Here is a 1209-nt window from a genome sequence, read left to right on the forward strand (position 1 = left end):
GATGGTCTTAGCTTCAAAAATTGTTTCAGGGGAACCATCGTTTGCTAAAAGCATCCAATGGCTTCCTCTTGTTTCGTTCATACTGGTTGTTTTGTTCAGTTTTCAAAGAGCAAATCTTATTATGGTGGAGCCTAGCGGGATCGAACCGCTGACCTCCTGCGTGCAAAGCAGGCGCTCTCCCAGCTGAGCTAAGGCCCCTTATTCATGGTCGGGAAGACAGGATTCGAACCTGCGACCCCTTGGTCCCAAACCAAGTGCTCTACCAAGCTGAGCTACTTCCCGTATAATGGCGCGCCCGAGAGGAGTCGAACCCCTAACCTCTTGATCCGTAGTCAAACGCTCTATCCAATTGAGCTACGGGCGCATATAAATGGTGCCGAGGGCCGGACTCGAACCGGCACGATAGTTACCTACCGCAGGATTTTAAGTCCTGTGCGTCTGCCAATTCCGCCACCCCGGCATGGCAATGGAGCGGAAGACGGGATTCGAACCCGCGACCCCCACCTTGGCAAGGTGATGTTCTACCACTGAACTACTTCCGCTTAATATGACAAATCATGGTGCGGGTGGAGGGACTTGAACCCCCACGTCCGAAGACACTAGATCCTAAATCTAGCGCGTCTGCCAATTCCGCCACACCCGCAAAAATGGTGAGCCATGGAGGATTCGAACCTCCGACCCTCTGATTAAAAGTCAGATGCTCTGCCAGCTGAGCTAATGGCTCTTTTTTTAAAGGACTTATTTCTCTTGATTTTCTATAGCATCCCACGATAAGCAGTGCATCGCACTATTCTCAAGCCTACTCTGTAAACAGCAGCTTGTCCGGGTTTCAAATAATTGGAACGACGCTAAATGCTATATTAAATTCGGTTGAAAGATGGTGCCGGCCAGAGGACTTGAACCCCCAACCTACTGATTACAAATCAGTTGCTCTACCAATTGAGCTAGGCCGGCATGAAATGGTGGAGGATGCAGGGCTCGAACCTGCGACCCCCTGCTTGTAAGGCAGGTGCTCTCCCAGCTGAGCTAATCCTCCAACGCACAAAGCGTTTTGGTAATATGTATCGCATTCCAAACGCGATTTATTTGTATTGCCTGGCGGCGTCCTACTCTTGCAGGGGCAAGGCCCCAACTACCATCGGCGCTGGAGAGCTTAACTGCTGTGTTCGGCATGGGAACAGGTGTGGCCTCTCCGCCATTGCTGCCAGA

At 51.3% G+C, this 1209-nt stretch carries 9 tRNA genes and 1 rRNA gene; all 10 read right to left on the minus strand.

Features of this window, described 5'->3' with window-relative positions:
* Positions 1 to 122: 122 nt before the first annotated feature.
* A tRNA-Ala gene (locus CEG13_RS18445) sits at positions 123 to 198 on the minus strand.
* A gap of 7 nt (positions 199 to 205) precedes the next feature.
* Positions 206 to 282 (minus strand) — tRNA-Pro (locus tag CEG13_RS18450).
* A gap of 5 nt (positions 283 to 287) precedes the next feature.
* Positions 288 to 364: transfer RNA gene (locus CEG13_RS18455), tRNA-Arg, on the minus strand.
* Between the two features lie 7 nt (positions 365 to 371).
* Positions 372 to 460 (minus strand) — tRNA-Leu (locus CEG13_RS18460).
* Between the two features lie 7 nt (positions 461 to 467).
* Positions 468 to 542, minus strand: a tRNA-Gly gene (locus tag CEG13_RS18465).
* Between the two features lie 16 nt (positions 543 to 558).
* Positions 559 to 643, minus strand: a tRNA-Leu gene (locus CEG13_RS18470).
* A gap of 5 nt (positions 644 to 648) precedes the next feature.
* Positions 649 to 724: transfer RNA gene (locus tag CEG13_RS18475), tRNA-Lys, on the minus strand.
* Between the two features lie 154 nt (positions 725 to 878).
* Positions 879 to 954 (minus strand) — tRNA-Thr (locus CEG13_RS18480).
* A gap of 6 nt (positions 955 to 960) precedes the next feature.
* A tRNA-Val gene (locus CEG13_RS18485) sits at positions 961 to 1036 on the minus strand.
* A gap of 57 nt (positions 1037 to 1093) precedes the next feature.
* Positions 1094 to 1209: ribosomal RNA gene (gene rrf, locus CEG13_RS18490) — 5S ribosomal RNA — on the minus strand.

The organism is Lentibacillus sediminis, from assembly GCF_002763455.1.
GTDB classification, from domain to species: domain Bacteria; phylum Bacillota; class Bacilli; order Bacillales; family Amphibacillaceae; genus Lentibacillus_D; species Lentibacillus_D sediminis_A.